Origin of the sequence: Aeoliella fuhlenseeensis, from assembly GCF_052161615.1 — a bacterium.
Classification (GTDB): Bacteria; Planctomycetota; Planctomycetia; order Pirellulales; family Lacipirellulaceae; genus Aeoliella.
The window spans coordinates 5,474,332-5,500,325 of sequence record NZ_CP197417.1; the positions used below are offsets into that span (position 1 = coordinate 5,474,332).

Sequence of the window (25,994 nt, forward strand, 5' to 3'; positions counted from 1 at the left end):
AGATTGCTTACTGCTTAGCGAACTGCCGCCGGCCGCGGCCGTTTTGTGGGGCCGCTGTCGGTTTCGGCGGCGAACTGATCGGCTGGGCGTTGCCGGGGCCGAGCAACTCGTCGATGCGGCGGCGTAATTCGGGGTTGAGGTCGACGCGCTTGCCACTTTCGACGTGCGCGGTGACTCCGTCGGACAGAACAAGCGTCAACCGCAACGACTTGTTGCCGGGGTAACCTCGAACGATTTCGTGCAGCATCGCGAGTTTCTCGACGCCATGCCGCTCTTCGTCCACGCGAACGGACAGCCCGCTGGTGTAGCGCTCGGCGAGGGCTTCGATGGGCATTAGCTCGTTGATGATCAGGTTCACTTCCTCGGCACCGGGGCGGCGGTCGACCACGGCCGTCACGCCCACGATGGCGTCGGCGATCACGTTGTCGCCGAACTGAGCGAACTGCTCGGGCCACATGATGCACCGCACGATGCCATCGAGGTCTTCGAGGTCCCACATGGCATACTTCGACGGCATGCCGGGCTTGGGGTTTTTGGTGTGGCTCATCTTGATGGCGGCGAGCATGCCACCCAGCACCACTTCGGTGCGGTGTTCGAGCGTGTTGACCGTCTTGCTCGAGTGCGTGGCGTTGGTTCGCAGGATCTGCTCGAACTCGGTCAGTGGGTGACTCGACAGGTAGTAGCCGAGCACCTCTTTCTCTTTCGTCAGCTTCTCCTTCTCTTCCCACTCGGGAACATCGGGCAGCACCGAGGTGTCGGTGGTGGTTTCTTCTTCGTCCGCGGCGTCGAACAACCCTCGCTGCCCCGCCCGCCGGTCCTTGAGCTTCGACGCCCCCGATTGCAGGGCACGCTCGACCACGGCCATTTGCTGCGACCGGCGTGCACCGAGCGAATCGAACGCGCCGGCTTTGATCAACGTTTCGATCGCCGCGCGATTGCAGGCGCTCGGGTCGACGCGTTCGCAGAAGTCGAACATGCTGCGGAACGGGCCGTCTTTCTCGCGGGCTTCGACGATGGCCTCGGCTGCGCCGCCGCCACACGCCTTGATGGCCGACATGCCGAACAGGATCTTGCCCTCACGAACCGCAAAGTCGACGAACGACCGATTCACGTCGGGCGGGACAACTTCGATGTTCATTCGAGTGCAGTCTTCAAGATGCTCGACCAGCGAGTCCTTGCTCTTGAAGTTGCGCCCCGGAATATCGCCCGAGAGCAGCGCCGCCATGAACTGCACGGGATAGTGGGCCTTGAGATACGCCGTCATGTAGGCGATCAGGGCGTAGGCCGTCGAATGGGATTTATTGAAGCCATAACCCGCGAACTTCTCGATCATGCCGAACAGTTCTTCGGCTTTCTTCTTGTCGAGGCCTTTCTCTTGCGTGCCTTTGATGAACTCTTCCTGGTACTTGGCGATCATCGGCAGCTTTTTCTTGCTGATCGCTTTAATGCACTTATAGGCGTCGGACAGGTCGATGCCACCCAGGCGGTTGAGAATCCGCATGACCTGCTCTTGATACACCATGACGCCGTGCGTCTCGGAGAGCACCTCTTCCATCACGGGGTGAGGGTACTCGGCGGGGCGGCGGCCGTGCTTCACTTCGATGTACTGATCGACCATGCCACCTTCCAGCGGACCAGGTCGATAGAGGGCGGCGGTCGCGATGATATCGCGGAAGTTGTCGGGCTTCATTCGCTGCAAGAGGTCGCGAATTCCACCGCTTTCGAGCTGGAAGATACCCTTGGTCTCGCCACGACAAAGCAGCGCATAAGATGCCTTGTCGTCGATGGGGAACTTGTAGGGATCGATCCGCTCGCCGGTCGACTCCTCGATCAGGTCGATGCTCCGCGCAAGGATCGTCAAGTTGCGGAGGCCGAGGAAGTCCATCTTCAGCAGGCCGGCAGCTTCGACGTCGCCCATCGACCACTGGGTGATGACTTCGGTCTTGCCTTTAACGTGCTGCAGCGGGACGTACTCGCTCACCGGTTCTTTCGCGATGACCACCGCCGCGGCGTGCGTGCCCACGTTTCGCGCGAGGCCTTCGATCTTCCGCGCAAGATCCAACAGTTCGCGGATTTCGGGATCGCTTTCGTAGGCCCTTTTGAGCTCGTCGGAATTTTCGAGCGCCTTGTCGAGGCTGATGCCGAGTTGGTCAGGGATCATCGCCGTGATCTGGTCGACGCGGAAAATGGGCATCGACATCGTGCGGCCGACGTCCTTGATGGCGGCCCGTGCGGCGAGCGTTCCAAACGTGCCGATCTGTGCGACGTTCGCCTCGCCGTACTTCTGCTTGACGTACTGAATCACCTCGACGCGCCGATCCTTGCAGAAGTCGATGTCGATATCGGGGGCTTCCAGACGGCTTTCGTCGAGGAACCGCTCGAATAGCAGGTCGTACTCCAGCGGGCAAACGTGGCTCAACCGGAGCGCGAAGCACACCAGCGACCCCACGCCCGATCCACGAGCCGTGCAGGGGATGTTGCTTTCGACCGCGAAACGAACGAAGTCCCACACGATGAGGAAGTAGTCGGGGAAGCCGAGCTTGTTAATCACGTTCAGCTCGCGATCAACGCGGGCCATTACCTCGTCCGATAGCTCGCCGGTCGCGGGGTCGTTGTTCTGCCAACGATGCAGCACGTCGGAATAGCGTTCTTTGAGCCCCGCGATTACGAGCTCGCGGAGATACGCTTCGCTCGCCTTGATGTCGGGCGTCGAGCTGCTGGGCGTCGTGAAGGTTGGGAAGTACCGCTGGCCAAGATCGAGATCGATATCCACCGAGTTGGCAATCTCTTGGCTTCGCGCGAGGGCCTCGGCGTGGCCGGGCAGGGCGGCGTACATTTCCGCGGGGCTGCGGAGAAAGAACTGGTCGCCCTCCATCTTCATGCGGTTGGAGTCGGTGCGGAACCGGCCGGTGTTGATGCAGAGCAGCACGTCCTGCGCCTCGGCATCCTCTTGCTTCACGTAGTGAGCGTCGCTCGTGGCTACCAGAGGCAGCCCCATGCGATTCGCCAAGTCGACGGTCAGCTCCATCGCCGCCCGCTGAATATCGACGCCGTTGTTTTGGATCTCCAGGAAGTAGCGATCGCCAAACGTCTGCTGGAACCACGCCACGGCCTTCTCACCCTGACGCATCGCTTCGTCGGCCGTGGAGCCCGAGAGCAGCGTGCGGCTGAGCTCGCCACTCACGCAGCCCGACAGGCAGATAATTCCTTCGGAGTACTCCTTGAGAATCTCCTTATCGATGCGTGGCTTGTGGTAGAAGCCTTCGAGGTAGGCTTTGCTGGCGAGCTTCACCAGGTTCTTAAAGCCTGTACGATTCTGCGCGAGTAGCGTCAGGTGGTAGCTCGCCTCTTTGCTGCTTGAAGCTCCACCCTTGTCGAGGCGACTGCCCGGCGCGATGTAGGCTTCGTACCCGACAATGGGATTAATGCCCTCTTCCTTACACGTGCGATAGAACTCGAGCGCGCCGTACAGGTTGCCATGATCGGTGAGCGCGAGGCCGTTCATGCCGAGCTCTTTGGCCCGCGCTACCAGCTTCTTGATCGGACTCGCACCGTCGAGCAGGCTGTAGTGGCTGTGGCAGTGCAGGTGAACAAACGAGGGCGCATCCATGGCGAGCAAATGACCAATAACGAAGGGCGAATGACCAGAGGTGAGAGCCCGTCATTGTATCGCGCTGGAGGCGAAGTTCCATCGACGCAGAATCGCGGCATTCGCTAGAAATCGAACCACAAGATGTGGCCGGAGGGGTGTATCGGGTGGCTGGGGACGAGTCCTGCGAGCCCCCAGTGGCAGGGGCAAAGAAGTGACGGATGGGACGCGGATTGGCGCGGATTGGGCAGGATGAACGCGGATCAGTAACGAGGCAAGAGTGTTTCTAATGGCACCTAATGGTCTTTTCACTCGTTTAACGCCCAGCCGTAGGCGCCGGCTACTCGTGCATCGGAGGTAGCCGGCGCCTACGGCTGGGCGTTAAACAACAAGAATGCAATTAAAGCTGAGTTCCGCTACTCTTTTTCGGGTTCGCCGATGTTGCGGAGGTAGCCGGCTAGTAGGCCTTGCATGTCGAGGACTTCTTGCCAGCGGGCAATGTCGATCTCCACCACGCGGCTCTCTTCAGGGATCTCCACGCCTTCGAGCAGTGCACGGGTGCGAAGGTGAAGGTATTCCAAGAGTTCCGAAAGTTGCGCCGACTGCGCGGGGCCCAGACCTTCGGGAAGCTCTGGTGGGCGAGGGATGTGTAGCGTGCTGCGTGACTGGGTGGTGCTCCCCCAATCGACGTCGGGATCGGAGGGCGATAGTTCGAGGTGTTTGGCAAGCGCGCTGGCGTCGAGTTGGTCGGTCGGGATTTCGCCTGACTCGCGAAGCGACTTGAGGCGCTGCGCGATCTGCTCGCGCGTGCCATAGCGTAGGACGCTGCGTCCGAGCGAAATCACATCACCATAGCGCAAGATGCGAAGCTGCACTTGCTCGCCGTTGACGCGCGTGCCGTTGGTGCTGTCGAGATCCGTGAGCACCAGCATGTCCTGGTCTTCCTGGATCTTGATGTGGAAGCGGCTGATGCGTTCGTCGTTCAGCTGAACGGCGTTGCCTTCCTCGCGGCCAATGGTGATTGGCGTCACCAGGCTCTCGTACTTTCGCCCACGGTCGGCACCATCGAGAACGTAAAGCGAAATGTGGGCCATCGCGGCAATTCGGAGCGGCAGGGCGAAGGAAATGGCGAAACGAGCCACCAGGGCTCATCTTCCATTGTAGTCGGACGTTACGAACCCGTCAGCGTACCGGTAGGAATCGGTGCATCTCGCGGCAAACCGGAGGGCGAGGATGTGCAATCTGGGGCGAATTTGCCGGTAGTTCGGGCACCCTTTCGTCATGAGACCCCACGACCGTTGCCATCCGGCGAAGTGATTCATTGGGCCATGGAGTGTCGCCAGCGGGAAAGTTTTCCTCCCTCGCAGTGGCTGACGGGCCGAGGGCGCGGCGGTAGACTTACCAAGGTTGGTGAAGAACACCGACACAGTAGAGCCATTCTGGACCTTCGAGGGGAAGTTCGAAGGTCGCCTACTTTCTCTCTTCGAAGCAAGGAGCCTGTTCGATGCGTTTTCATCGTTTCTTGACTGCCACGGTGTTGTCACTGTTGATCTGCACCGCTGTCGTGGCGGCCGACAAACCGAACATCTTGTTCATCGTTTCGGATGATACCGGTTACGGCGATCTTGGTCCTTACGGCGGTGGCGTCGGGCGTGGCATGCCAACGCCGAACATCGACAATCTCGCGGCGCAAGGGATGACCTTCTTCTCGTTCTACGCCCAGCCCAGTTGCACACCGGGCCGCGCGGCGATGCAGACAGGGCGCATTCCCAACCGCAGCGGCATGACGACCGTCGCCTTCCAGGGCGAAGGGGGCGGTTTGCCCGCGGCCGAGTGGACGCTCGCTTCGGTGCTGAAGCGGGGTGGCTACAAGACCTACTTCACCGGCAAGTGGCATTTGGGCGAAGCCGACTACGCACTCCCCAACGCGCAAGGCTACGACGAGATGGAGCACTGCTTCCTCTACCACTGCAATGCTTACACCTATGGCGACCCGACTTGGTTTCCCGACATGGACCCCAAGCTTCGCGCCATGTTTAACAAGGTCACCAAGGGTTCGATGTCCGGTAACGCCGGTCAGCCCGCCAAGGAAGACTGGAAAGTCAACGGCCAGTACGTCAACACGCCCGACAAAGGCGTAGTTGGCATTCCGTTTCTTGACCAGTACATCGAAGAGTCGGGGCTGAAGTTCCTGGAGCAAGCGGCCAAAGACAAGGAAACGCCGTTCTTCATCAACATCAACTTCATGAAGGTTCATCAGCCGAACCTACCGGCACCGGAATTCATTCACAAGTCGATGTCGAAATCGAAGTACGCCGACTCCGTCGTGGAGCTCGACACCCGCATCGGCAACGTCCTCAACAAGCTCCACGAGTTGGGTCTCGACCGCAACACCTTGGTGTTCTACACCACGGATAATGGTGCTTGGCAAGATGTCTACCCCGACGCGGGTTACACTCCCTTCCGGGGCACTAAGGGGACCGTCCGCGAAGGTGGCAATCGCGTCCCGGCGATCGCGATGTGGCCCGGTAAGATCGCGCCAGGCGTGAAAAACCACGATATCGTCGGCGGTCTCGACCTGATGGCTACGTTCGCAAAGGTCGCCGGCGTAGAGCTTCCCACCGAGGACCGCGAGGGCAAGCCGATGATGTTCGACAGCCACGACATGACCGCTCTGCTCACCGGCACAGGCAAGTGCGACCGCACCGAGTGGTTTTACTTCACTGAGAACGAGCTAACCCCAGGCGCCGCACGCGTTGGCAACTACAAAGCGGTGTTCAACCTTCGTGGCGACGACGGCCAAGCGACCGGTGCTCTGGCGGTCGACACGAATCTCGGATGGAAGGGTGCCGAGAAGTACGTTGCCACCGTGCCGCAGGTGTTTGACTTGTGGCAGGATCCCCAAGAGCGTTATGACATTTTCATGAACAACTACACCGAGCGGACCTGGACGATGGTCACCATCAGTGCTTCGATCGAAGACCTGATGAAGACCTACATCAAGTACCCGCCGCGCAAGCTGCAAAGTGGCGTTTACACCGGCCCCATCACGCTGTCCGAGTACCAACGCTTCAAGTACATCCGCGAAGCGCTGGAAAAAGAGGGCGTCAAGATTCCCATTCCAACCGGCAACTGAGCAGGGCGTTGTTATGAGATCTCGGAATTCCAGTCTGTTTGTCGTGGCGGCGATCGCGTGTTTCGCGGCCGCCGCCCACGCGGCCGATCCTCTGCCCTCGTGGAACGAAGGACCCATCAAGCAGTCGATCATCGCCTTCGTCGAAAAGGTTACGACCGAAGGCGGGCCCGACTTCGTCGCTGAGAACGAACGCATCGCCACGTTCGACAACGATGGCACGCTATGGGTCGAGCAGCCCATGTACACGCAGCTTGCCTTCGCGCTCGATCGCGTTAAAGCACTCGCCCCGCAGCATCCCGAGTGGAAAACCACCCAGCCCTACAAGTCGGTGCTCGATGGCGACGTTCAGGGGCTGCTGGCGATGGGGGACAAGGCGCTGCTCGCAATCGTCGCGGTAACACACGCTGGGATGACCTCGGACGATTTTGAAAAGATCGTCACGGATTGGATTGCGACTGCCGAGCACCCGCGGTTTAAGCGGCCTTACACCGAGTGCGTCTATCAGCCGCAGCTTGAGTTGCTTGCCTACTTGCGCGAGAACGGCTTTAAGACGTTCATCGTTTCCGGGGGCGGCATCGAGTTCATGCGGCCATGGACCGAGCGGACTTATGGTATCCCCAAGCCGCAAGTGGTCGGTTCGAGCATCGTTACCGAGTTTCAAATCAAGGACGGGAAGCCCGTGCTGATCCGTCTGCCCAAGGTCAACTTCATCGACGACCACGCCGGCAAGCCGGTGGGCATCGGTCAACACATTGGTCAGCGTCCGATCCTGGCGTTCGGCAACTCCGCCGGCGACCGCGAGATGCTCGAATACACCACCGGTGGCGACGGTCCGCGGCTGGGACTTCTCGTCTACCACAACGATGCCGAGCGAGAATACGCCTACGGCCCCGCGGGCGGTCTACCCGACTCGAAGATCGGTACGTTCCCCGAGGAACTGATGGACGAGGCGGAGAAGAAAGGCTGGCTAGTGGTGCGAATGAAGGACGACTGGAAGCAAGTGTTTCCGGCGGAGTAGTTGCTTCGTAGCCGGACTCGCCAGAGTTCGGGAGTAAGCATTTAGCCACGGATTAACACGGATGAAACACGGATTAGCCGACTCATAGCTTTCCTTGCCCGCGAATCACGCGAATGGTCGCGAATGCATTAGGAACAGAGAACGGCACTGCGATTTGGTATCTCCGCGCGGCGCTAGTGATTAGCGCCGATTAGTGTTCCAAGCTCTTTCTTCCATCCGCGTCATTCGTGGGCAATTTGCTTTACTTGTCTTCGAGCAGCGGCTTGTGCAGCTCGGCGAGTTCCTTGGCGGGGAACTTGATCACCTTGCGGTCGTAGGTCAGCAGGCCGTTGATTTCGCCCTCGACGTCGGTCGTCTGGGTGTAGACACCCGCGGCGATGCCTTGGTCGCGAAGCTCCTTGAGCTTGTCGAGTGACGTGACGTAGCGCTGCTTGTACTCGGCCTCGTTCTTGGGCAGCCCGCCGTAACCCCAGTTGTCGCGGTCGGCGTCCCAGATGTGGCCTTCCACCGGCAGGCCGTGACCGCCGAACTCGCCGACTACTTTAACGTAGTCGCCAAACCGCTGCTGCCCGAGCGGGAATCCCGGATCGGGATAGCTGTGTTCGTCGGCCACGTCGCCTACCGGCCAGAAATTTCCACCGCTGGCGACGTTCACCAATCGGCTTGGATCACGCTTGGCGGTCCACGCACCCACTTCCATGGTGCGATGCTGCCCCCACGCTTCGTTGAACGGAACCCACACGACGATCGATGGGTGATTTTCCAGATGATCGATCATCGCCTCGAGCTCGGCCATGTACTGCTCGTGGTGCTTGTCGGGCCAGTTGGCGTCGGTCGGATTGGGGGCCATGCGCGTCCAAGGGGGCGACGCTCCGCCGCTCACTTGGTCCTGCCACACCAGCATCCCGAGGCGATCGCAGTGGTAGTAATACCGCCGCGGCTCGACCTTGATGTGCTTGCGGATCATGTTGAAGCCGGCCTCTTTGAGGTACTCGATGTCATAGAGCATCGCCTCGTCTGACGGGGGAGTCAGCAATCCATCGGGCCACCAACCTTGATCGAGCGGACCCCAATGGAAGACTTCCTTGCCGTTGAGCGTGAAACGCCAGTGGCCATCGCTATCCTTCAACTTGCCAACATCTCGAATGCCAGCGTACGACTTCACGCGGTCAAGTTCCTTACCCGCGTCGTCGAGCAGCACGATTTCAAGGTCGTACAGGTGAGGTGAGTCGGGCGACCAGAGCTTGGCGTCGGGCACGGTGACGGTAAGGCCTTCGAGCTTGCCCTTCACATCTGCCACTTTCGCGTCACCATCTTTGACGATAACTTGAGCACCGGAGGCCTTACCCGCACCCGCAGCGGCGACATCGACGTTGATCGTTCCGTCCTTCGCGCTAGTGCCGATCACCAGGTCTTCGATGTAGCTGTCCGAAACGGTTTCGAGCCACACGGTTTGCCAGATGCCCGAGACCTGCGTGTACCAAATGCCGTTGGGGTCGAGCACCTGCTTGCCGCGGAGCTGCCAGGCCTCGGTGTCGTCCTCGACGCGGACTACTAGCTCGTTCTCGCCATCTTTCACGAACTCCGTGACATCGAACGAGAAGGGCACGTTGCCACCTTGGTGCGTGCCAACCACTTTGCCATTCACGCGGACTTCGCTCGCGTAGTCCACGGCTTCGAAGTGCAGGATGGTCCGCGGCTGCGAGCTTTTCTTGACCTCGAACGTCCGCTTGTACCAAAGCGATTCATTCGGCGCGAGCAAACGCTGCACGCCGCTCAGCTTCGACTCCAGCGCAAACGGCACCAGGATGTCGCCCTGCCATTCGCTGGGGGTATTCTTTTCTTTGTCCGAAGTGATGGCGTACTTCCATGTGCCGTTGAGGTTGTGCCATTCGTCGCGGGCCATCTGCGGACGGGGGTATTCGGTCCAGGCGTTCTCCGCCGTGACTTCCTCGCCCCACTTGGTGACGAGCTCGGTCTTGAACGGCTCGGTTGCCGCCTGCACCGGGGGGAGTTCCGGCACGTCGTCGCCGGACACCAAATGGACATCGACGAACTGCCCGCCCGTCTTTTGGTTGCAATGCACGGCGAGCACATTCTCGCCCGCCTTGATTGCCTCCAGATGCTCCTCGGCGATCGGGACGACTTCGTAGTTCTGCGTGTAGCCCGGCAGGGTGGCGATCAGCTTGCCGTTCAGAAAAACCTCGGCGTCTTCGTCGTGATGCACCAGCAGGGCCGGCTTGCTCGGTACGCTGTCGAGCTCGATGTGTTTGCGGAGCCAGATGTTCGGGCGCGACCACTGCGTGCCGATTCGCGCCCCCGGGGTTCCACTCTTGCCGAAACCGCCGGTGCCGTCCCGCCACTCGCTGTCATCGAACTCCGGCTGCTGCCAACCCTGGGCGGGGCGACGGAGGACGAACTTCCATTCGTCCACCACGGGCACATCGGCCCAGGCGGCGGAGGACAGGTACAAGCACGAAACGAGCGCAATCAATCGCAGGCAAAGCATGGCACACAAGCTATTTTTAAGGTCACGAGGATCGGGAGAACGCGGACTGCCTGGCAAGCATCCTCCCCATCGATGCTTGCCAGTGACTCGCCGAGGCCGTCTGTTGTCCCGACGAGCGGACGCAGGCCGCTATAAGGTAATCCCAAAACGGAGGCATTTCTCCCTCCAAAAATCCATAAAAAGCCGCAAATTCTTCTGCTGCGAACCGAACGCCAAACCCTCGCGCTCCCCTCGCCACGCTCCCGCTCGGAGTTTTTCAGCCTTCACCGCTTGTGATAGAATTCGCGTTTCGCCAAGTCGCGCGGTGCTCGTTTCGAGCCGAAGCCAGCCTCAGGAGCCCGATCATCGCCAGCAAATCGAACAAAGCTCGCTCGAAAAGTGCCGTGACCGTCGAAACCGCCCGGCCCGAGCCCGGCGATTCGCCGGCGGCCATTGCGGGGCTGAGGCTGCTGGTGTTTGTCGCCGGCGGGGTACTGATGGGGCTCGAAATCGCCGGCAGCCGGGTCCTCGCCCCCCATTTCGGCAACTCGGTCTTCATCTGGGGGAGCCTGATTTCGGTGTTCCTAGCCTCCCTGGCCATTGGCTACTACGGCGGCGGACGACTCGCCGACCGCTACCCTTCGCTCGTCTTATTGACCACGGTCACGGTGGTCGTCTCGATCTGGATCCTGCTCCTCGGTTCGTTCGCCCCCGTGGTGTGCGACCGGTTGGTGGAGGCCGGCTTCGGCGAGCGGAGCGGCTCGCTCGTGGCGTCGCTGATTTTGTTCCTGCCACCCAGCGTCGGCCTGGGAATCCTTTCACCCTTCGCGGTTCGCATCGCCGCGACGTCCGTACTGTCGGTCGGCAAAGTCGCCGGCGAGCTGTACGCGCTCAGCACCGCGGGCAGCATCGCCGGCACGCTGATCACCACGTTCCTGCTCATCCCCTGGCTGGGTCTTTCGGTCATTCTCAAAGTGCTGGGCCTGGTACTGCTGGCCACTTCAATCATCACGCTCTTCACGCAGCGCAAAGCCGCGCAGCACGCCATCGCTGCTACCATCGTCGGAGTGCTGGCGGTGGTGCTCGCCGCGAACACCGAGCCCCCCTCGCAGCTCGGTCGGTACGATGTGCTGCGCTACGAGACCGACACCCCCTATCACCACATCGCCGTGGTCGACAACACCAGCTACGAGTCGCGGCAGATGCTGTTCGACCAGTACACCGAAAGCGCGGTGACGCTCGAACCACCCCACCAAACGCTCGCCGAGTACACCAACTATTTTCAATTAGCGTTCCTCCCCTCGCCCGACATGCACCGCGTGTTATTCATCGGCGCCGGAGGTGGCGTGGGACCGCGGGCCTACTTCGCCCATCAGCCTTCGCTCGAAATCGATCTGGTGGACATTGATCCGCGTGTGCTCGACGTGGCCCACGAGTTCTTTTTCCTCGATCGCCGGCCCAACCTCCGTTCCATCGCCGCCGACGGCCGGATGTTCCTACGTGGTGCCGAAGGGGGCTACGACTGCATCGTCCTCGACGCCTTCACCATTGGCGGGCGGATTCCGTTTCACTTGGTGACGCGCGAGTTTCTTGAACTCTGCTCCGCGAAGAGCACCGCAAATGGTCTCTTTGTGATGAACATCAACAGTTCGCTCGACGGCGAAAAAAGCGGCATCTACCAATCGATGCACGCCACGCTCAGCGAAGTCTACCCGCAGGTGTACGTGTTCGCCCTCGACCGAGGCCGTCGCCGGACGCACGAATCGACCAACGTGATCCTCGTTGCAAGCAAACGCGAGGAACGACTCACTCCCGAAGACTGGCAGCGACTCGCTGGCGAATTTCGCACCGATGCGTGGGTCAATGCCGAGATGGTCGAGGCGATGGCCGCCAACCTGGTGACCGAACCCACGCCGACCGACCGCGCTGTGATCTTTACAGACAACTTCTGCCCGATTGAAACGATGTCCTTTTGAGGCGAACTATCCCCCACGCACACACCACCTAGCCGACGACCTACGCGTCGTCGGACCGAACTCCGACGACGCGTAGGTCGTCGGCTATTTTGCAACACCACCCTCGCTTGCGAGACTGGATCTAAATCTATGTTGAACGTTCTTTCCCGACCTTTACTGCTTACTTTGCTGTGTGGGCTCGTGCTCTTCGCGACCGCCACGCTCCACGCCGCCGAGCCACGAAACATCCTGCTTACGGGCTTCGAGCCCTTCGGGGGACTCAAGCGGCCGAATCCTTCTTGGGAGGGGATCAAGTCGCTCGACGGCCAGGAGTGGAATGGCTATCGCCTTGTGTGCAAAGAGCTCCCCGTCGTGTGGGGCGAGGTATTGCCGAAGCTCGAAGAGTGGAATGCGGAGTATCAGCCGGCCGCGATCTTGTCGCTGGGGCAGGGGAGTCCGGCCGGATTCACCATTGAGAGTGTCGCCCTGGCCAAACGCGGGCAGATTCCCGATAACCAGCGACAACTCCCCGCCGTCGACCGCCTCGCGGGCGATGGCCCCGCGAAGCTCACAGCCACCGCCGCGTGCGACGCGATGGCGAAACAACTGGAGGCTAAGGGTTACGCGGTGAAGGTCTCGACCAACGCCGGGCAGTACCTGTGCGAGGAAGCGCTCTACTCACTGGAATACCTGAAGCGAAAGAAGCAGCTGTCCGCACCGGTCGCCTTCTGCCACGTCCCGCCCCTGGGTGTAACGGTTCCGAGCAAGCCGGCTGGCGGCGACGAAATGGTTGGCCAGATAGTGAACCCCGAGTACGTCCAAGCGTTCGCGCTCGACGCGCTCGATGCCCTCGTCGCCACGACCAAGTCCGAGCCTCCTGCCCCGCTCGCAGACGACGCCGAGGTCAAACAGTTCATCGAGGGTTATTTCAGCAGTTGGTCCACCGGCCAGTTCGACAAGTACGACGCGTGCTTTATGCCCAACGCATGCATCCAACTGCTCGGCCCCGACGGCCAGCTGATCAGCTACCCCCGCAAGACGTTCGTGGAAGAGCAGCGAGGCTACGTCCAGCAGGCGAAGATCAAACCCCGCGAGATCCCCAAGACCATCGACATCCACCACGAAGCCGACGTCGTCCGCGTGCTGGCCTATTGGGAGCTGACCAACGACAAACGAATCACCCACGGCTACGACCACTTCACCCTGAAAAAAGTCGGCAACCAATGGAAGATCGTGCATCTACTCTTCTACAGCACGGATTAGCAGCGAGTTCCCTCTCCCCGCCAATCGCCCCCCAACTCCTCCCAACCCGCGAACTCCAATCCCCTCCTCGCGGTCCTTCCCATCACCCACGAAAAACCACCCCCCACGGCCCCTACACCCCCACGGCCGGTCGCATTACAATGCCGAGTCTACCCGCCGCTCCCTTAGCTCAATTGGCAGAGCAATTGACTCTTAATCAATAGGTTCTAGGTTCGAGCCCTAGAGGGAGCACTTCTTTAAGTCGTTTGCTGTCAAGGTTTTCCGGCAAGGCCGTCATTGCCCTTCGTCTCCCCGGAAAGCCTAAGTCACTCAGCAACTGCACAAGTCGCAACTTACTTCCTTTTGTGAGTTGGATCACCTCTGTGCCGGCATGGCGCGGGCCGATTAGGCGGTTCGCAAGGCACGAATTTAAGGCGTTCGCCGAGTGCGAGATGTGGTTGCCACCGCTGACACGTGCCGACGGCCTATAGTCGTGCGCTGACGTCTCACAGACACAGCGGTTTAGCGATCCCCAAGTAATTTATCCTGATGAAGATCAGCGATCGGCGTCGAGACATGTTGGTTACCTCATTTCCTACAATACCGCTTCTGATGATGAACAGTCGGAGAAAATTTGGCCTTGTTGGTAGGACAGACAGTGGGGTCAACATTATATTGAAGAGTTGATCACCCTTCCGCTTGCCGTGCCGTTGATCGCCCGCGCTATTGGAGAGACAACCAGATGAAACGCTGCATGTTCCTCTTGCTCTTCGCTCACTGCTGGACCCCGCTCCTGGCCGCCACGCATGAGTGGACGCGGCAACTCGGTACGTCCGACTTGGATGCGGGCTCCGGCGTCAGTTCCGATGGATTGGGAAACCTGTACATCACCGGGTCTACCGGAGGGGCGCTGGGAGGAGCTCACGTTGGCCGCACCGATGCATTTCTAGTTAAGTACGATTCCGGAGGCGCACTGCTCTGGACTAGACAGGTCGCCACGGCGGCGGATGACGAAAGCTTGGGTGTCAGTGCCGATCGGCTAGGGAACGTGTACATTGCCGGGAGAACGAACCACGATTTAGGCGGGACTAGCGCCGGGTTAACAGATGCGTTTCTCAGTAAATATAACTCAGAGGGAGCGAGTCTCTGGACTCGCCAACTTGGAACAGCGACATACGACGACGGTTTTGGCGTCAGCGTTGATGGGTTGGGTAGTGTCTACATTTCGGGCCGGACCATGGGGGACCTAGGAGGAGGCAACCGCGGTTCGTGGGATGCGTTTCTGAGTAAATACGATTCTACAGGCGAGCTCAAATGGACGCGGCAACTTGGATCAGTTGGATCAGACGATGGAAAGAGCATCTCCGCTGACGCGTTTGGAAACGTATACGTCACGGGGTCGACCGGGGGCAGCATAGGTGAAGCCAATGCCGGCCAAAGCGACGCGTTCGTGAGCCAGTATGACTCCGATGGCGGACTGAACTGGACCCGACAAGTTGGCACGGGTTTCGCCGACTATAGTTTGGGAATCAGCGCAGATGGGTTAGGGAATGTTTATTTCACCGGACGTACCGAGGGCGCGCTGAATGGTGCCAACGCAGGTGGAAGCGACGCATTCGTTGGTAAATTCGATGCCGTCGGTAATCTCCTCTGGGTACAACAATTTGGTACAGCAAACGACGACCTGAGCTTCGGCGTCAGTGCTGACACGTTGGGGAATGTCTACGTCACTGGTCGCACAGAGGGAGCTCTGAGTGGTGAGGCCGCCGGTGGGTTCGATGCATTTGTGAGAAAGTACGATGCTACCGGTATGCACCTATGGACGGAACAATTTGGTACGGCATTCGAGGATGATAGTCGTAGTATCATCGCCGACGGGCTGGGGAATTTGTACCTTACGGGGCGTACATATGGGAATCTTGGTGGAGCCAACGCTGGAGCGGCGGACGTGTACGTGGCGAAATATGCAGACCCTGTTCCGGAGCCGACGACAGCGACGTTCGGGATTATAGTTAGCCTGGGGCTAGTGTCCACCGAACGGCTGTGTAAGGCCAAAGGGAGGCCAGTTCCTTTACTTCGATGAGCACCACCTTCGTCCGACAGTGCTTAACAAAATCCACTTCGAATTAATCTTTTGGTAGACTCTAAAATTAAGAGGTTTTCATCACCTCGGATTGCCGCGGGCGAACTCTGGCTGGGGTGAGTGCAGCCAACCTCAACACCAAAGTACGGCCAGCCAATTGCTGCGTCTAGTCAATTGCCCTTTTGAGCGAGTATGTACCCGGCTGAGGTATCTAATGCTCAAGCGCCCTTCTTAATTCAACCTGTATCGTACGTGGCGTCTTATCGTCGAGGCGTCTCAGGTAGCTGCGTGATCAAGTTCTATCTCTGGCCGCACACTTAGTAGTGCAAAAACACTTCCAAGGACGATGTCTCACTCGACTCGTTAGAACTCGACTGGCACAGCAAGCTGGCCAGCATTAGGCTGCTGCCACAGCCCCCTCACTCCCCAAACATCTCCGCCACCTTCGGCTTATTCACCTTCCCCATCGCATTCCGCGCCAGGTCGTCGACCACCAGCAGGCGGCGGGGGATTTTGTAGGGGGACAGGCGGCCTTCGCACCAGATTCGTAGTTGGTCGATGCTTCTGCGGCCGATGATGCGGTGGTAGCGGCCGTAGGCGGGGACCCAGTAGCCAACCACCACGCTCCGCTACTGGGTCCACGCCTGCGGGGGGATGAATTTGGGTGCGGAAGTACGCTTTCACTTCGCCCCCTCCCCACTCCCGCCCGCCGTCCTACAATACCCCCGCCGCGAGGAAATCCGCAGCCAAAACAATCGCTCCATTCGCTGCGCAAGGGTAGCGAGACGTGCGGCGATCGGCGTAAAATGAGGAATCTCGGGGCTGCTCCACCGCGGCCCCGCCCCCCTCGACGACCTCCCACCCACGGCGGCTGCGGGTGCCCAGGCGGCATGCAACCGGCATTCACGTATTGGAGTTCAACGCGCATGGCGTCCAGCGATCAATCCCAAGTCGTTGTCATCGGTGGCGGGCCCGCCGGCTCGACCGTTTCCACGCTGCTAGCACAGCAAGGCGTTCAAGTCGAATTGTTCGAACGTGAGAAGTTCCCCCGCTTTCACATCGGCGAGTCGCTCATTCCCGAAACCTACTGGGTATTCGAGCGGCTTGGCATGCTTCCCAAGATGAAGGCAAGCCACTTCGTTGAGAAGTACAGCGTCCAGTTCGTCAGTGCCAGCGGCAAGGTCTCGACCCCGTTTTACTTCCACGAAAACAAGCCCCATGAGTGTTCGCAAACCTGGCAGGTCGAGCGGAGTGAGTTCGACACCATGATGCTGGAGAACGCCCGCGAGCATGGAGTCACGGCGCACGAAGGTGCCCGCGTGCTCGACATCCTGTTCGAGGGCGACCGCGCCGTTGGCGTTGAGGTGAAGCTAGAGGATGGCACGCAGCGCCGCGTCATGGCCGACGTGGTGGTCGACGCGAGTGGCCAAAGCTCGATGATCATCAATCGGTTCGGCCTCCGCATGTCCGACCCCAAGCTCAACAAGGGAGCAATTTGGACGTACTTCGAGGGTGCCTATCGCGATCCGGGTCAAAATGGCGGCGCGACCCTCGTACTCCAGACCGAGGATAAGAAGGGCTGGTTCTGGTACATCCCCCAGCACAACAACGTCGTGAGCGTCGGCGTGGTGGCCGACTTCGAGTACCTGTTTCAAGGCCGCGGCGATCACGAGCAAACCTTCAACGAAGAACTCGACCGCTGCCTGAACGTGAAAGAGCGAGTGTCGATCGGCAAACGAGTCGATCGCTACCACGCCACCAAGGATTACACCTACCGCGCTAGCCGAGCCGCGGGCGACGGCTGGGTGCTGGTGGGCGACGCCTTCGGCTTCCTCGACCCGCTCTACTCCTCCGGCGTACTGCTCGCGCTCCGCTCGGGTGCCGTGGCCGCCGACGCCATCGCCGAGGGCCTAGCCAAGGGCGACACTTCCGCCGCCCAGCTTGGCAAGTGGGAAGCCGACTACGTGCAAGGCATGAACCGCATGCGCCGCTTGGTGTGCGAGTACTACGACGGCTTCAGCTTCGGCCGATTCATCCGCCGGTTCCCTCACCTCAAGAACCGCGTCACCGACCTATTGATCGGCGACCTGTTCAAAGACGACCTCGACGAAGTGTTCGAATCGATGGACCTGATGTACAAAGAGGCCGAGACAACGGCGTAGCTGCGTCCGAAGGTCGACGAACCATGGCACGCGACGAACACGAGCGTGAGAACCTGCTCGGCGATGCAACGGCATACGTACGGCGGGTGGAGTTTCGTGATGCGGAGGGCCAGGAGGTGTTCGTGGGCTTTCGCACCAATGGCGCGGCGAGCGTCTATCTCGATCAGGACCCGGTTTATCACTTCACCTCCGAAGGAGAACTGCGCCGGGCGTACGTCGCCGGCGAGTTGATCAAGTCGGTGCGGGGCCAGCTAGTCGCCATGCACCGCGAGCGGACGCCCGGGGAAGTACAGCTTGTGAGCCGGCCGCTCGACGAAGTGACTTCGAAGGCGTTCCTAGTAAACATGGAGTCGCAACTAACTCGGCTTGCCGATTCGCTGCGGAACGAGAAGCTAATCGTCGTAGGGAGTGTGCCCGCGGATGTTGATGTGGAGGCGGAGGTGCCCGCGTGGTTGGAAACGCTGCTCGCGAGCGAGATGGTGATCGCGAACGCGCCGAATGCGAGGTAATCGGGCTCGGAGAGCCCTCCCACCGTTGTACGGCGGGATTCGACTCGCGATTAGTCAATCGCTTCGACCGTCGCGGTACCCTTCGCCGTTCGCAGCTCCGTACCAGCGGTGTTGCTACCCCTGCGGACCATGGCCAAACCGGCTTCGCCACTAGCCGTGCAAGTCGTCAGCTTGCCGACGAGCTTTTCGCCATCGAACAACTCATCGCCCACGGCGAGCGTGGTGCCTTCGACGGCTCGCAGGCGGACCATTTGTTTGTTGACGTGGCCCAGGGCGTCGAGGCGGGCGACAGTTTCTTGGCCCAGATAGCAACCCTTATTGAAACTGATCGCGTGGCGATCGCGGCTCAGTTCTTGGGGCAAGGTGCCGTCGCCGAAGTCGACACCGCCGAGGGGCCAACCTGCTCCGACGCGTAGTGTGTCGAACTTTACGCGATCGCCCGGTTCTAAACTCTTGACCGAAGCTTCGCCGAGGAAGATGGACGCGGCGGGGTGCATTGGAACGGGTATCGATCCGTCTGATTTCTCACTGCCCACGACGAGCGTCGGATGTGCTTCCCCCTGCGTTATTTTCACGTCTTCGCGAATTAAATAACGATCGAGGAGCGCGGCGAGTGGCGCAGCATCGCCCGTGAAGACGATCACCACGATCTTGTCTTCCTTCGCATGAACCAGTGCGTGGTATAGCACATGCCCTTTGACGTTGGTGAAGAACGCCTCGCGGCTTTCGCCGGGCGTCATCTTCAGCACGTCGGCGGTGCAGAGGTTGTGCAGGAACTTCGCGCGATCGCCTCCCGTGACCACGAGCACGCTCGCGGGCCAGTCGTTGAAATAGATACCGACGTTTGAAGTATTCATGAAGTAAACCTGCTAGAAGCTATTAGCCGTTTTGGCGCTAGCCACGGTTGCTTTCAAATCGAATCAACCGTGGCTAGCGCCATGCGGCTAATAAGCGTTTACACTGCACAATCCGCGTCCGATTCTTTTCCAATCGGGCTCGGAGAGCCCTCCCACAGTCGGTAGCATCTTACAGTTTAGGCACCGAGTGTTGGGCTTCGTTCAGCACGATGCACGTTTCGCTGCGCTCGGCGAGGCGGGCGAGTTCCTTCGCGCTCGCGATGGGGGTCATGCCGAGGTCCTCGACCAGCTCGGGGGGGAGTTGGCTCATGAAGTATACCGGGCCGCGGCACAGGGCTTTGTAGATTTCCCACGCGGCGGCCGCGTCGTCGGACTGCGAGCTGTGTAGTCGCGCGGCTCGCTCGAGGTCGCCGCCAGTGGCGATCAGTTTGTGCAGCGTCTCGCCAGGCAAGGTGTCGAGCTGGGTGCATATGGCCACGGAACTCTCGTCGGCGTCGGCTGCCATGCCGGCGGCGTGCAGCGCGCGGGCCACGTTGTCCCACGTTTGTTCGTCGGGTCCGCCGGCGAGTGTGGCGACGACCAGCCGCGCGGGCTGCTCCACGCCACACGCCCACTCGCGATCGCACGCCGCGGCCACCTCGCGGGCGACGGCTTCGGGGGCGCCGGCAAGGATCTGTGCCACACCACCGCCGCGCGCGGGGACCACTTCGACCACCATCGCCGCGCCGAGTAGCCAACCGACTTGATCGGTTTCTTGTCGGCGGATGGCTCCGGACGTGGGTGCGTCGAGGGCGTCGGCCTGGGAGTAGCGGCGCTGCGTCAGGGCATCGGCGAAACGAGGGAAGACCGACTCGAACGGCCCGCGGGCGTCGCGCGACTTGGCTGGGCGTCCGCAGCCAACGGGGATCACCAGGTCGGCCTCGAACAGTTGGCGACTAATGACCAGTGGTTCCTCGTCGACCGCGGCGAGGAAGCAAAGCGATTCGTCGTCGCTCGCCACGTGACCGACCACCACCGAACCACCAGCGGTGAGGTCGTCGAGTTCGCCGCGGAGCGTGTTGGCTTCGGCGACACTGCCGGTGACGATTTGAATGGCACTCGGTTCGGTGCCAGCTTGTTCGAGCGTTGCGACGATGCCCCGCACGACGTTGGCCTGCTCGCGGACACCCGCGCCAATGGCGATGGCGACTTGATCGCCCGGCACGATGGCCTGCGAGAGTGGAGGAAAGTCGAGCGGCGATTCGAGCGCGGCACGGGTCGCCGCGATCACATCGGTAATCGCCCCGCTGGATGATGTCGTGTCCGATGCCGTGCCCAGCCAAGCTTCCTGGCGGAGCGATAGCTCCAACGGGGGAAGTTCGCCGAGTACGAATTGAGCTTGCACGGACATGGGGGAGACGCTTCGCTACGAGTAAGCCGCGCGCGGCAATATGGGAAAGGTACAAATGGTATCGGCGACGCTCGGCGAGGGTCAACCCGCGATGGCTTCGGATGACCGGCTGTGGTAGGTTAGGCGGAATCTTCAAAGCCCTAGTTTTCTCGTGGTGAAAAGCATGATGCCCCCACTGGTCCGATGGAGTTGGTCGCCCGTTTGTCTCGCCACGATGTTGGTGCTTGCCGGGTGCAATTCGCCGACGAAGGTGGACGAAGCCGAGAAAGACGCCGCCGCGACGACGACGCAGGACGACATGACGGCCAAACAGGTCGTCGAGCGGATGGTCGAGGTTTATCGCACCGCCAACACCTACATGGATAGCGCAGTGTTCGGTCCGCACTTTGTGCGAGCCGAAGATGGTGTAAAGCGTCAGGGAGTGCCGATCAACGTGGCGGTGCTGTGGAAGCGACCCAACCGGTTCCGCATCACGCGCATCGAACCGACCGCCGACGGAACCGACATGGCGGCGGCAGCCGTGGTGGTGTCGGACGGGACGCAGCTCGAAGGAGCCGTGTCGTGGCTCGAGCCCCAGCGTTTGCGACTGCCTGCGCCCGAAGTGGCAACGTTCGAAACGGTGGCGCCCGATCCGCTGCTCGCCAAGGCGCTGTTTCCCGTGGCGATGCAGGACATCTTCCCGCAGCTCGCCCTGCTGCTAACTCCCAAGGACCAAACGCCGTGGCCACTGGCGACGCCATCGAAGCTCGTGCTGCTTCCCTCGAAGTCCATCAAGACGCAGGACCAGCCGGTGCCCTGCTATCGCGTGCAGATGCCAACGAGCGTGGGACCTCAGGTGCTGTGGATCGCTAAGCAGTCGTTCCTATTGCTTCGCGTCGAAATCACCAACGAGGAGCTACAGAAGCAACTCTATCCGCACGACGAGTTCAATAAGTTCGTGTGGCAGTTCGACTTTTACGACGTGCAGGTGAATGCGCCGGCTTCGCGTGATCTGTTTCGGTTAACCCCAGCGGCGGATGGGGGCGAGCCGAAGGTTGTCACGGTGTTCGAAGAAATGGAAACAACCGAAGCAAGCGACCCGTCCGACGAGAATCCTGCTGCCGAAACGGACGGTGAACAGGCGGGCGGTGAGCGTGCGAGCACTGAATCGGACACCGGTAGTGATAGCCCAGACAACCCAGACGACAACTAATTCGCTCTGTCGGCGTTAATCCGTGGGTTTGATGGATTCAAACCCTTGTGGGATCTGCGCGATTGTGTTCCTATCGAAAGGGTGCTGGTGCGGCACATTCCTACTGCATCCCCCTTTTGGCGTCGGAGCGAAGCGTGCCCACCAATACCATTGCCACCCCGCGACCGGAGGTCGCGCGGGGCGACTCTCGTCGCGTGCCCACCGTCGAACGCCCTCGCCTCGAGGCACCTCGAGGCACCCAGTGGCGGATCGCGTGGCATTACGCCGCACCGATTGTTGTGCTCCATTTACTAGCGCTATTGGCGGTTGTGCCGTGGCTGTTTAGTTGGACCGGCGTGGTAGTGTGCGTGGCGGGGATTTACTTCTACGGTGGCGTGGGAATCAACCTGTGCTATCACCGTTTGCTGACTCACCGTAGTTTTGCGTGCCCCCAGTGGCTCGAAAATTTCTTTATTCTCGTGGCGGTTTGCTGCCTGGAAGACGCTCCCGCGGCTTGGGTAGCGAACCATCGACTGCATCACAAGGACTCGGACGAGCAGCCCGATCCTCACAGCCCGCTGGTGAATTTCTTCTGGAGCCACGTTGGTTGGCTCCTGGTGCGAAATCCCGAGCGGAACACCCTCACCTTCTACGACCTTTATGCTCGCGACATCCTTCGCAAGCCAATTTGCCTGTGGTTGCAACGCCGGCAAAACCTGCTTGGCGTCTACTTCGCCCACGCCTTGCTGTATTTTGGCATCGCCTGGGTAGTCGGCGGAGTGCTAGCCGGAAGTTGGCTGGCCGGACTGCAACTGGGCTGCAGCGTCCTGCTGTGGGGCGTTATCCTCCGCACGGTGTTTGTGTGGCACATTACGTGGAGCGTGAACTCGATGACGCACCTCTGGGGCTACAGGAATTACGGGACGGCCGAAGAGAGTCAGAACAATTGGTTCGTCGCGTTTTTGTCGAGCGGCGAGGGGTGGCACAACAACCACCACGCCCACCCCACCAGCGCCTCGAACTGGCACCGGTGGTGGGAAATCGATGGCATTTGGCTGCTGATCGTCGGCCTGGAGCGGATGGGGCTGGCCTGGGATGTCCGGTATCCACGCGGTTCCGAACGTCACGCTGCCAAAGTGGCCCTGTCGGGGTCGAAGTAGTCGCGACAACGGGGCAGCAGGCGTGTACATTGGGAGGGTTCTTTCCCTCGACCACCCGTGTTGCGTTGCCCCATGCCGAGCGCGGCCTCCCCGATTGTTGCTGAGGTTACTCCCTGGCCAGGTCCTTTCGACTTGGCGGTGATCGTTGGCTTTGTGGTGCTTGTCATTGGGATTCCGCTGGCAGGTTACGTTTTGATGGCGGTCGACATCCGCGCCCACTACCGCCGTCTGCGTGGGGCATTGGTGCTGGTTTCGAACTACATGGTTCGCATTCCGGCGTGGGTAGCCGCGGATTCGCAGCGACGCAAACACGCCCCACCGTGCCTGGCGACTTTTGGACTCAAGCTGCCATGCAGCGAAGACCAGCTTCTCAACGCCTACCGCCAACTCGTGAAGACGTGCCACCCCGACCTCGGCGGCGACCGCAACGAGTTCCTCAAGCTACAGCAACACTTCGAGCAAGCCCGGACGCTGGTGATGAGCCAGGCACTGGATGATTGACGTGGCGTAAGTTTTGTGGCGTAAGCATCCTGCTTGCGATGCCCTGCCGCAGGGCTTGCGCCCTTCCGTTTGGATTTCGTAGCGGAACGGCGCGAGCCGTCCGGCAGCCGAGGTTGGTGCGTTCCATCCGTGGCCAACCTACCTCCGCTTCACAATCGCAAGCTGGAAGCTTACGCCACTACGGAGCTTGGCCACACTGGGCGGACTTTGCTGCTAGCATCGCCAGTGGTTGATGTTGCTTCGCCAACAGGGCGAAGTTACTATCGGCCCCCCGGTCTAATGGAAGAGACCGGCCGCCTGCTAGCATGCAGGTTCTTATCGCACACCGATGGACACTTTTGGGGAAAGGATTCCCGCCATGACCGAGCGACTACCTCGAACACTGGCCGACTTGGCCACGCTGGTTGCCGGCACGGCGACCGGAGCAGCGGACACCGCGATCCTTGGTGCCGCTCCGCTAGACGAGGTGACCGCGGGTCAAATTACCTTCATCGACCAGCCCGAGCGCGCGAGCCAAGCTGCCGCGTCGCTGGCAACAGCCGTGCTGCTGCCCGTTGGAATTCGGTGCGAAGGTAAGCCGGTGATTGAAGTGGCCGACGTCCAAGTCGCGTTCGCGAAGATCGTTGCCGCGTTCCGCCCCGCCCGCCGCACCGCAACGCCAGGCGTTAGCCCCGCGGCGTTTGTAAGCCCCACCGCGAAGCTTGCCGAAGGGGTCAGCATTGGTCCCGGTGCGACGATTGGCGACGAGGTAACAATTGCTGCTGGCTCGACGATTCACGCGGGCGTGCACCTGATGGCGGGCTGCCAGATTGGAACCGGAGTAACCGTGTTCCCCGGCGCGACGCTCTACGAAGACACCGTGGTGGGCGACCACTCGATCATTCACTCGGGCGCCGTGATTGGTGCCTACGGTTTTGGTTATCGTCAGTCCGAAGGTCGTCACGAACTTTCCGCTCAACTCGGCAACGTCGTCATCGGCGCGCACGTCGAAGTCGGTGCGAACTCGACCATCGATCGCGGTACCTACAGCTCCACTCGCATTGGCGATGGAACCAAGATCGACAACCTGGTGCAGATCGCCCACAACTGCCAGATTGGCAAACACAACTTGCTGTGCGCCCAGGTCGGAATCGCCGGCAGCACGTCGACTGGCGACTACGTTGTGATGGCGGGCCAAGTGGGCGTGCGCGATCACGTCCACATCGGCACCGGTGCTCGCATTGGCGCGATGGCGGGCGTATCGAACGATATTGCCCCCGGCGTCGTGGCGTTCGGCGCACCGGCGATTCCCGAACGCGATCAGAAGATTCTATTGGCGTCGCTCGCCAAGCTGCCCGAGCTCCGCAAAGAGTTCAAGCAAATGCGCAAAGTGGTGGCCGACCTCGAAAACCGCGATGCCCAGAGTGGCCTTGGTCCGCAGGCCATCGCCCCCGCCGCTTAGAGATCTTACGCTCCCTCGCAATGCCCACCGATAGTCACCCACGATCGATTGCCGCGAAGTCGCCCAAAACCATTGGGTTGCTGGCGGCGTGGGGTCGCTTTCCGCTGGTGGTGGCCGAGGCGCTAAAGCGCGATGGCTACCGCGTCTGTTGCCTGGGCGTGAAAGGCCACGCCGATGCGAACCTTGCCCGCGTGTGCGACGAGTTCGATTGGGTAGGTCTCGCCCGTTTGGGCGAAGCGTCGCGATGGTTCGTGCGTCACGACGTCGAACACGCCACGATGGCGGGGAAGATTCACAAAGTGAATTTCTTCCAACCCCGCGCGATGTGGAATCTGATTCCTGATTGGACCACACTTAAGGCGTTCTATCCGCACTTCGTCGCGGGTTCGTCCGATCGCAAGGACGATACGCTGCTGCTGGCGGTGGTCGATACGTTCGCGAAGTTCGGTATCGAGTTTGTGCCGGCCACCGACTACGCGCCGGAACTGCTCATCAGCGAAGGGCTCGTCGCAGGCCGCCCGCTGTCGAAGGGCGAGTACGCCGACGTGGAGTTCGGTTGGCAACTTGCGAAAGAGATGGGCAAGCTCGACGTCGGTCAGAGCGTGTGCATCAAAGGCCGCGCGGTGCTCGCCGTCGAAGCGGTCGAAGGAACCGATCGGTCGATCGCCCGCGCGGGCGAGCTCTGCCCGCAAGGTGGATTCACGGTGGTGAAGACTGCCAAGCCGCAGCAGGACATGCGGTTCGATGTGCCGACCGTTGGCGTCGGGACATTGGAGACCATCGCTCAGGCCGGCGGACGGGTTTTGGCGATCGAAGCCGACCGAACCATCCTGCTGGAGGATGCAGAATTCCGCAAAATGGCGGACCGGTTGGGGATCACCGTGCTTGCGGTGCGCGAAACCGCTTCTGGGCAGCTCTCTCGCCCCGTGGCCGCTTGAAACGGCCTGAATTCCTATAAGGCCATACGCTGCAACGAGTTGCGTCATCACTAGACGACGCGGACGGCGGCGTCTTCGATCGGTAAAAATCCCTACCTTGCGCCTGATCGTCAAGGAAGTGCGATTTGCCCCAGTCTGCCGAAAATTCGCAGGCATTTAACTCAACTTGATTGAGCGATTTGTACGCCGCGTTTATACTGCAAGCCTGGGGTAAGGGAGCCACACGCGGGAAGCCTGGCCCCCACTCCTCATTTTCGTACCCGGAACTTTGATTTATTGGAACCGCTAGTGATGTAAATAGCACCCGACTTGCTCCCACAATCATTGGGGCATGGAAAGTCGGCAGGCTATCAA

18 protein-coding genes and 1 tRNA gene are annotated in these 25,994 nt (G+C 60.6%); 13 read left to right on the top strand and 6 right to left on the bottom strand.

The window, feature by feature from the left end:
- Window positions 1–7: 7 nt before the first annotated feature.
- Together dnaE and SH292x_RS21495 are read right to left on the bottom strand one after the other, a co-directional pair.
- Window positions 8–3,610, bottom strand: a complete 3,603-nt coding sequence (gene dnaE, locus SH292x_RS21490; protein ID WP_442483078.1) for a DNA polymerase III subunit alpha — start codon at window positions 3,608–3,610, stop codon at window positions 8–10.
- A 395-nt stretch (window positions 3,611–4,005) separates the two neighbouring features.
- Window positions 4,006–4,731 carry an FHA domain-containing protein gene (locus tag SH292x_RS21495; RefSeq protein ID WP_442483079.1) on the bottom strand — a complete coding sequence of 242 codons (726 nt, stop codon included), beginning with the start codon at window positions 4,729–4,731 and terminating at the stop codon, window positions 4,006–4,008.
- A gap of 362 nt (window positions 4,732–5,093) precedes the next feature.
- On the opposite strand from SH292x_RS21495, the gene SH292x_RS21500 reads away from it, so the two are divergent.
- Together SH292x_RS21500 and SH292x_RS21505 are read left to right on the top strand one after the other, a co-directional pair.
- Window positions 5,094–6,725 (top strand): arylsulfatase, encoded by a 1,632-nt coding sequence (locus SH292x_RS21500; RefSeq protein WP_442483080.1) that lies wholly within the window; start codon window positions 5,094–5,096, stop codon window positions 6,723–6,725.
- 13 nt (window positions 6,726–6,738) lie between these two features.
- Window positions 6,739–7,743 carry an HAD family hydrolase gene (locus SH292x_RS21505; RefSeq protein ID WP_442483081.1) on the top strand — a complete coding sequence of 335 codons (1,005 nt, stop codon included), beginning with the start codon at window positions 6,739–6,741 and terminating at the stop codon, window positions 7,741–7,743.
- 241 nt (window positions 7,744–7,984) lie between these two features.
- Here the strand turns inward: SH292x_RS21505 and SH292x_RS21510 are convergent, their stop codons facing one another.
- Window positions 7,985–10,252 carry a glycoside hydrolase family 2 protein gene (locus SH292x_RS21510; protein ID WP_442483082.1) on the bottom strand — a complete coding sequence of 756 codons (2,268 nt, stop codon included), beginning with the start codon at window positions 10,250–10,252 and terminating at the stop codon, window positions 7,985–7,987.
- Between the two features lie 383 nt (window positions 10,253–10,635).
- Between SH292x_RS21510 and SH292x_RS21515 the strand changes: the two genes are divergently transcribed.
- The 4 genes from SH292x_RS21515 to SH292x_RS21530 all read left to right on the top strand — a co-directional run bounded on the left by SH292x_RS21515 (window position 10,636) and on the right by SH292x_RS21530 (window position 15,511).
- Window positions 10,636–12,207 (top strand): fused MFS/spermidine synthase, encoded by a 1,572-nt coding sequence (locus SH292x_RS21515; RefSeq protein ID WP_442483083.1) that lies wholly within the window; start codon window positions 10,636–10,638, stop codon window positions 12,205–12,207.
- Window positions 12,208–12,336: 129 nt separating this feature from the next.
- Entirely contained in the window at window positions 12,337–13,449 is a 1,113-nt protein-coding gene (locus SH292x_RS21520; protein WP_442483084.1) for a pyroglutamyl-peptidase I family protein, read from the top strand.
- A gap of 158 nt (window positions 13,450–13,607) precedes the next feature.
- Window positions 13,608–13,680 (top strand) — tRNA-Lys (locus SH292x_RS21525).
- A gap of 490 nt (window positions 13,681–14,170) precedes the next feature.
- Window positions 14,171–15,511, top strand: coding sequence for an SBBP repeat-containing protein (locus SH292x_RS21530; protein ID WP_442483085.1), 1,341 nt, complete (start codon window positions 14,171–14,173; stop codon window positions 15,509–15,511).
- A 419-nt stretch (window positions 15,512–15,930) separates the two neighbouring features.
- Here the strand turns inward: SH292x_RS21530 and SH292x_RS21535 are convergent, their stop codons facing one another.
- Entirely contained in the window at window positions 15,931–16,131 is a 201-nt protein-coding gene (locus SH292x_RS21535; RefSeq protein ID WP_442483086.1) for a hypothetical protein, read from the bottom strand.
- 306 nt (window positions 16,132–16,437) lie between these two features.
- On the opposite strand from SH292x_RS21535, the gene SH292x_RS21540 reads away from it, so the two are divergent.
- Window positions 16,438–17,673, top strand: coding sequence for an NAD(P)/FAD-dependent oxidoreductase (locus SH292x_RS21540; RefSeq protein ID WP_442483087.1), 1,236 nt, complete (start codon window positions 16,438–16,440; stop codon window positions 17,671–17,673).
- 23 nt (window positions 17,674–17,696) lie between these two features.
- A complete protein-coding gene (locus SH292x_RS21545) occupies window positions 17,697–18,182 on the top strand; it encodes a hypothetical protein (protein ID WP_442483088.1) in 486 nt (161 codons plus the stop codon).
- Between the two features lie 50 nt (window positions 18,183–18,232).
- On the opposite strand, the gene ygfZ is transcribed toward SH292x_RS21545, so the two are convergent.
- Both ygfZ and SH292x_RS21555 read right to left on the bottom strand, forming a co-directional pair.
- Window positions 18,233–19,039, bottom strand: coding sequence for a CAF17-like 4Fe-4S cluster assembly/insertion protein YgfZ (ygfZ, locus tag SH292x_RS21550; RefSeq protein ID WP_442483089.1), 807 nt, complete (start codon window positions 19,037–19,039; stop codon window positions 18,233–18,235).
- A gap of 169 nt (window positions 19,040–19,208) precedes the next feature.
- Window positions 19,209–20,429, bottom strand: coding sequence for a lactate racemase domain-containing protein (locus SH292x_RS21555; RefSeq protein ID WP_442483090.1), 1,221 nt, complete (start codon window positions 20,427–20,429; stop codon window positions 19,209–19,211).
- A 163-nt stretch (window positions 20,430–20,592) separates the two neighbouring features.
- On the opposite strand from SH292x_RS21555, the gene SH292x_RS21560 reads away from it, so the two are divergent.
- From SH292x_RS21560 to SH292x_RS21580, 5 genes are all read left to right on the top strand, one after another.
- Window positions 20,593–21,621 (top strand): hypothetical protein, encoded by a 1,029-nt coding sequence (locus SH292x_RS21560; protein ID WP_442483091.1) that lies wholly within the window; start codon window positions 20,593–20,595, stop codon window positions 21,619–21,621.
- Window positions 21,622–21,755: 134 nt separating this feature from the next.
- Window positions 21,756–22,760, top strand: coding sequence for an acyl-CoA desaturase (locus tag SH292x_RS21565; protein ID WP_442483092.1), 1,005 nt, complete (start codon window positions 21,756–21,758; stop codon window positions 22,758–22,760).
- A gap of 57 nt (window positions 22,761–22,817) precedes the next feature.
- On the top strand, window positions 22,818–23,261 hold the full coding sequence (locus SH292x_RS21570) for a hypothetical protein (protein WP_442483093.1): 444 nt from the start codon (window positions 22,818–22,820) through the stop codon (window positions 23,259–23,261).
- Between the two features lie 358 nt (window positions 23,262–23,619).
- The gene (lpxD, locus tag SH292x_RS21575) at window positions 23,620–24,702 is read left to right on the top strand and encodes a UDP-3-O-(3-hydroxymyristoyl)glucosamine N-acyltransferase (RefSeq protein ID WP_442483094.1); all 1,083 of its coding nucleotides are present in this window, start codon (window positions 23,620–23,622) and stop codon (window positions 24,700–24,702) included.
- A 20-nt stretch (window positions 24,703–24,722) separates the two neighbouring features.
- On the top strand, window positions 24,723–25,640 hold the full coding sequence (locus SH292x_RS21580) for an LpxI family protein (protein ID WP_442483095.1): 918 nt from the start codon (window positions 24,723–24,725) through the stop codon (window positions 25,638–25,640).
- Window positions 25,641–25,994 lie beyond the last annotated feature (354 nt).

Excerpts from the sequence above, each read along its gene's own strand:
- dnaE (WP_442483078.1), bottom strand. The coding sequence starts at position 3,610 with ATGGATGCGCCCTCGTTTGTTCACCTGCACTGCCACAGCCACTACAGC.
- SH292x_RS21500 (WP_442483080.1), top strand. The coding sequence starts at position 5,094 with ATGCGTTTTCATCGTTTCTTGACTGCCACGGTGTTGTCACTGTTGATC.
- SH292x_RS21505 (WP_442483081.1), top strand. The coding sequence starts at position 6,739 with ATGAGATCTCGGAATTCCAGTCTGTTTGTCGTGGCGGCGATCGCGTGT.
- SH292x_RS21510 (WP_442483082.1), bottom strand. The coding sequence starts at position 10,252 with ATGCTTTGCCTGCGATTGATTGCGCTCGTTTCGTGCTTGTACCTGTCC.
- SH292x_RS21520 (WP_442483084.1), top strand. The coding sequence starts at position 12,337 with ATGTTGAACGTTCTTTCCCGACCTTTACTGCTTACTTTGCTGTGTGGG.
- SH292x_RS21530 (WP_442483085.1), top strand. The coding sequence starts at position 14,171 with ATGAAACGCTGCATGTTCCTCTTGCTCTTCGCTCACTGCTGGACCCCG.
- SH292x_RS21540 (WP_442483087.1), top strand. The coding sequence starts at position 16,438 with ATGGCGTCCAGCGATCAATCCCAAGTCGTTGTCATCGGTGGCGGGCCC.
- SH292x_RS21545 (WP_442483088.1), top strand. The coding sequence starts at position 17,697 with ATGGCACGCGACGAACACGAGCGTGAGAACCTGCTCGGCGATGCAACG.
- ygfZ (WP_442483089.1), bottom strand. The coding sequence starts at position 19,039 with ATGAATACTTCAAACGTCGGTATCTATTTCAACGACTGGCCCGCGAGC.
- SH292x_RS21555 (WP_442483090.1), bottom strand. The coding sequence starts at position 20,429 with ATGTCCGTGCAAGCTCAATTCGTACTCGGCGAACTTCCCCCGTTGGAG.
- SH292x_RS21560 (WP_442483091.1), top strand. The coding sequence starts at position 20,593 with ATGATGCCCCCACTGGTCCGATGGAGTTGGTCGCCCGTTTGTCTCGCC.
- lpxD (WP_442483094.1), top strand. The coding sequence starts at position 23,620 with ATGACCGAGCGACTACCTCGAACACTGGCCGACTTGGCCACGCTGGTT.
- SH292x_RS21580 (WP_442483095.1), top strand. The coding sequence starts at position 24,723 with ATGCCCACCGATAGTCACCCACGATCGATTGCCGCGAAGTCGCCCAAA.